Below are 4,642 nucleotides of genomic sequence, written 5' to 3'. Positions count from 1 at the left end.
CGCCCGTCGTGCTCTTGGTGGCGCGCTGGTGTTGGTGCAGCAGAGCGATGGTGTCGATCAGCGTCAGGTATTTTTCGTGATCGCGCCGGGTCCGCGTTTTATCCGACAGGAACGTGAGCTGGTCGGCGTAGGGGTTGACCACGGCCAGCGGGCGTAGCAGACGCTGTGCATTGCGGTGCAGGGCCAGGATCGCATCCTTGCCCTGCACCGCCATCAGGCCCGCCAGCATTCGCCGGTTGCGTTGCAGGCTGTGGATCGCTTCGGTTTGCTCGCGCCCTTCATCGACGGTGAGGACGATGCAGCGGTTCATCAGCTCTTCGTCGATCTCGATGGCCGTCGTGGTCAGGAAGATCATGACCGGGCCGGTGACGCGGTATTCCTGGGTGATCAGGTTGCCCGTGTTGGCGTCCTTGCCGGTCGATGCAATCATCAACTCACCCTCGCTTTGCAGCAGCTTCAAGGCGTAGCTGGCGCGGCTCGCGCCTTCCTCTTCAACGATGGCAAGGATCTTGTGCTGCAAGTTCGTCTCGCCCATGTAGAACAGGCTCTGGCCCGTCATGGCGCTGTACTTGATGCGTTCTTCCTCCGGGATCATCGCCAGCACCGCATCCATCAGCGAGCTTTTACCGGCCGCACTTGACGACTGCACGACGATGGCCAGCGGCCTATCGAGCTTGCGGCTCACTGCGGCCAGGTAGCCAACGAGCTTGTTGGTGCGCTCGCCGACCAGCCCGCAGGCGTCGAAGTCGGCCACGATCCGGTCCAGCAGGTCGGGCGCGCGCAGCAGGGCCAGCGCGGCATCGCGCTCGGCGTCCGTCATGGTCGGGACGGACGGCGCCGTTTTGGTCGCGGATTTGATGCGCTCGTCCTGCAACGCTTCCAGTTTGAGCAGGATGCGCCCCAGGTCGTGCTTGATGAGGTCGTCGCGCACCGCCAGCTCCTTGGCCGCGTACAGCAGGTACTGGCTGCGCCCGCGTGCGCTGTACAGGTCGAGCGTATCGACGAAGTAGGCATCCTTGCAGGACACGAGCAGGTTGATCTTGAGCGTTTCGGGCGACAGGTTTTTCGGCAGGCCGCGCACGCGATAGCGCCGGTCGCCGAAGGTGAACACCACTTCATCATCCTTGATTTCGGCATCAATGGACGCCGCCGCTGGCGCGGCCGTGGGCGAAGCGGCTAAGCCGGTGGAGTCCGACGGCGCAATGATGGCCGCATCGGATGCCGGTGCCGGTTCAGGTGCAGCCGTCACGACCGGCGCAGGCTCGGCGCTGGCGTCAGTGGCGGTGCACTCCATCGTCTCGACGTGCTGGCCGGGTGCGGCCTGCGGCGCTACGCCCTTGCCGCACCACGCCGCCTTGCGGATCAGGATCCCAAGGCTTTTCGATGCCGGCGTGACCTTCAAGGCGTATTCGTTGGCGTCCATCCCCTTCGGGAACTGGATGCGGTAGCACTCGATGCCGATTGCATGCAATTGCTCGGCCAGCGCGTCGGCCGCATTGTCACCCGCGTCGTCGCGATCATAGGCAATCAGGACGCGCTTGGTGCCGTGCCGCTGAAACGCGGCGATATGGTCGGGCGTAAAACCGGACGTCCCATAGCTGGCCGTGACGTTGTGATAGCCCGCCTGCCAGAACGTGAGCGCGTCGATCAATGCCTCGCACAGAATGATTTCCTCGTACTGCTGCAACGCCGCCTCGTTCCATACGCCCTGGTGCGGCCCCGGCAGATACAGATGCGTCGGCGTGCCGGTGCGCAGATCGTCGCGCAGCTTGCGCGCGTAGGCTTCTGTGACATTGCCGCCAATGCCGATGACCGGTACGACGACGGAGCCGTTGAAGTGCTCGTGACCTGTTTCGCGCAGGACGCCGATGCTTTGCAGACGGCCCTTGAGTTCCGCGCCGGCCTTGACGTTCTTGGCGGGCAGCCGGTAGCCCAGCGTGCGGTTGGCGTAGCCCAGCCGGAATCGCTCGATCATTTCCGGATCGGTCAGCCCGCGCTTGGCAAGGTAGGCCAGCGCTTCCGGCGATTCAAGCAAGGTCTGGTGGTAGAAGTCGATGACCTGGTTGAGCAATTCGCCGTCGGCGGCGGACGGCGCTGCTGGCGGCGGCAACTTGCGCGTGCGCGATACCTTGACCGGCTCCCCAACCCCAGCAGCTAAAGCAGAATCGGTGCGCAGCAGCTCCACCGCGTGCCGGAACGATACGCCGTTCGCCTTCATGACCCAATCAATCGGCCCGCCGCCAGCCTGGCACGCGCCAAGGCAATGCCACAGGTTTTTGTCGGGGGTGATGACCAGCGAGGGCGTCTTGTCGGCGTGGAACGGGCAGCCGCCTACCAGGTTGTCGCCGTGGCCCTTCAGCTCGATGCCGCGTGCTTCGGCCAATTGCTGCACCGATACGTCTTTTTTTAGTCGCTCGATCTCATTTTCCGGGATACGTGCCATAAATCGCCTTCCTCTCTAAAACCTGTCAACACGCCAAACAGCTATTATTATGATAGCTATGTAGTTATAATTGAGCAAGCGCTTTTAATTCGGGGGGTACAGTGTCGCTTTCGTCTCAACTGAGTTTCTGGAAGATGGAATTTCCCAAACGACTGGCCCACATCCGCAAACAGCACGGCATGACGCAGCAGCAACTGGCTGACCGTGCCGGTACGCACGTGGTGCAGATTCGCCGCTATGAAGGTGGGGTAAGTCAGCCCGCCGTCGATGTCCTGAAACGGCTCGCTATCGCTCTGTCTGTAAGCGCCGATGCGCTACTGTTTGATGAGTCCGAGCGCGGCCCGGATGATGATCTGCGCCTTCAATTCGAGGCACTGTCGGCTATGTCACCGGAAGAGAAACAGGTGGCCAAGGCCGTGCTGGAAGCGATGATCGTCAAGAACCAAGTGACCGGCACTGTGGCCGGCACACTCGCCCGTGTCACACCGTCAGCGACTAAAAAAGAGAAGACGTCGGCCAGCAAGTAACCGACCGCCGCTTTTTTGCAACTTTGCAACCCCACGCGCCAGCCGGGGTTAGGGGAGGCTTTTTTTGTTAACTATAAACAAATAGCCGCACACGCCCCGTTACCTGTTCGCTTCATTCGCCGGCGAGAGAGCCGCCAATGCCGGTGCCAAGCGCACCGCCACCATAAATTTTCACGGGTCTCGGGGCGAAGCCCTGAGTTGACTGCGACGGGCGCGAAGCGACATAGCGGGCGAAACCCTGGATGTATGTCGCCTCGTGCGGCATACATCCAGCATCCTGTCCTTCGTCACGAGGCGATGAATGTTGCACATTTGCGGGGGAATTGCGGCCAATGCTGTGAGGTTAATTGGCGGATCAGGGGCCGAGTGCATGTGAGGTCACCAGAAACGGCGGGCCAATTTGCCGCCGACCGGTGCAAAATCGTCGGCGTTGAACGCATGCGACAGTCCTGCGATCGGCCGGGTCCGTATTACACGGACAGCCCGCAACGCCGGGCGCTATCCGCGATTTCGACGGTAAGCGTTTAACAGAGAGGTCGATAGCGTATTACACGGGAAGCCTGCAATGGCGGGCTTTATGGCAAACCGGAGGGTTGCGTGATGTGTGAGAGACTGGCGGGGGCCGCGGGGACTCCCCGCGCCCCCGGCCACGCCCGCTTCTTGCTGGGGTTTTCGTACCAGCAGCCCCGATGGGATACAAATAGCATACGGCCAGCCTACAGATAGGCTACGAACAAGATACGGCCAGCATTTCAAACACCGACGTCGCCGACTTGGACGGCCGAATGTCCAGTCCGTGTCTGATTGGCGGCACTACCCCCTCAAGCGCCGACGCAACTACCTCGGGCTCTACTGCTCGGTTCGAGTGCGTTTTGTCGGCTCTGACACAGTACCGCATGCTTCGCCAAACATGCTTTTGTGCCAATACCACTTAACATCGTCCAGCCAAGAAAATTTTTTGTACTTTTCGGCAAGGATACGGAACGACGATAATGGTATTTCATATCGCCAAAGCAAAGCTATTAGCTCTCGTGCGCCGTCGTTATTCAAAAAGCGCAGATCAAGGTTAACAATAAGACCACGACCTACCCCCTTAATGCTTTTAATAGCCGTAACGTCTTTCAGCCCCTGAAAAAAACGCCTCTCATCACCATCTGAATAAAACTCGCCCAAAGAAATTTCAAATTTCATTCGTTGGCCCTTGTCCCATCATCGCCGTTTTCCTCCAGGATATACGTTAATATAGCCCCCTCCTGCATTCTGTACATCCCAGTGGGGGCCGCCGTGGGCTAAATCTCCTGGCCCGGTCGGAACCCACACGTTGCCTTTATCATCGACCCAACCCGAGCCCTTCGGTGACTTCCCCCACTTGGGTCCTTTTTTTGAATCACAAAAACCTTCAGCGTCACCCGGTTTCCCTGGCGCTTTTGCCCCGTTTGGATCAGTGGCATCGCTTGGGGGTTTTCCCGATGAGGCAATAATGATGGCGCTTCCACCAACAAGCGCCGCACCCGGCCAAATCCAAGTAGCAACATCAAGGCCTACACCAACGACACAAACTGGGTTTGGGCCGCCGGCGCATGCCAGTTCGAGTGGGTTGGGCACTAGACCCGTAGGGTCGATACTGCTGAGAGGATTCCCGCCGACATAGGCATAGGTGTTGATACCGCCA

4 protein-coding genes are annotated in these 4,642 nt (G+C 60.0%); 1 reads left to right on the top strand and 3 read right to left on the bottom strand.

Annotated elements, in window-relative coordinates; all coding sequences use genetic code 11:
* Positions 1 to 2,443: toprim domain-containing protein (locus PO883_RS33830; protein ID WP_289313702.1), on the bottom strand; the 2,443-nt coding region annotated here is incomplete at its 3' end.
* Between the two features lie 134 nt (positions 2,444 to 2,577).
* On the opposite strand from PO883_RS33830, the gene PO883_RS33825 reads away from it, so the two are divergent.
* Positions 2,578 to 2,970 carry a helix-turn-helix domain-containing protein gene (locus PO883_RS33825; protein WP_289313701.1) on the top strand — a complete coding sequence of 131 codons (393 nt, stop codon included), beginning with the start codon at positions 2,578 to 2,580 and terminating at the stop codon, positions 2,968 to 2,970.
* 849 nt (positions 2,971 to 3,819) lie between these two features.
* On the opposite strand, the gene PO883_RS33820 is transcribed toward PO883_RS33825, so the two are convergent.
* Complete coding sequence (locus tag PO883_RS33820) at positions 3,820 to 4,161, bottom strand: hypothetical protein (RefSeq protein ID WP_289313700.1); 342 nt, start codon at positions 4,159 to 4,161, stop codon at positions 3,820 to 3,822.
* A gap of 18 nt (positions 4,162 to 4,179) precedes the next feature.
* Positions 4,180 to 4,642 (bottom strand): polymorphic toxin type 37 domain-containing protein (locus tag PO883_RS33815; protein WP_289313699.1); only part of this gene is annotated, 463 nt, incomplete at its 5' end.

Source organism: Massilia sp. DJPM01 (assembly GCF_030348125.1).
In the GTDB taxonomy this organism is placed as follows: domain Bacteria; phylum Pseudomonadota; class Gammaproteobacteria; order Burkholderiales; family Burkholderiaceae_D; genus Telluria_A; species Telluria_A frigida.
This window is presented reverse-complemented; position numbering and strand designations above follow the sequence as displayed.

Excerpts from the sequence above, each read along its gene's own strand:
- PO883_RS33825 (WP_289313701.1), top strand. The coding sequence starts at position 2,578 with ATGGAATTTCCCAAACGACTGGCCCACATCCGCAAACAGCACGGCATG.
- PO883_RS33820 (WP_289313700.1), bottom strand. The coding sequence starts at position 4,161 with ATGAAATTTGAAATTTCTTTGGGCGAGTTTTATTCAGATGGTGATGAG.